General features: G+C 62.6%; 1 pseudogene. It reads right to left on the bottom strand.

The features are described from left to right. Nucleotides 1-168 (bottom strand): annotated as a pseudogene (locus P792_RS39025) (tRNA (N(6)-L-threonylcarbamoyladenosine(37)-C(2))-methylthiotransferase MtaB); the annotation flags it as partial. Nucleotides 169-214 lie beyond the last annotated feature (46 nt).

Genomic DNA, 214 nt, shown 5'->3' with positions numbered 1-214 from the left:
ACGATGGGCACGTCTGATGGCCTGACGCGCCTGACGTTCAGCGCTTGTCGTCACCGCGCAGGTGTTGACCACCACGACATCCGGCAAATGGCCAGTCAGGGCCTGCATACGCTCGCTTTCATGCAGATTGAGGCGGCAGCCGAAGGTCAGGAGACGGGCACCGCTCATCCGTCATGCGTCCCGAGGGGATAGAGCCCCTCGAAAACATGGGTCG

It is taken from the genome of Asaia sp. SF2.1, from assembly GCF_000505765.1.
GTDB classification, from domain to species: domain Bacteria; phylum Pseudomonadota; class Alphaproteobacteria; order Acetobacterales; family Acetobacteraceae; genus Asaia; species Asaia bogorensis.
The sequence above is the reverse complement of the archived record's forward strand: the minus strand, read 5'-3'. Positions and strand labels throughout refer to the sequence as shown.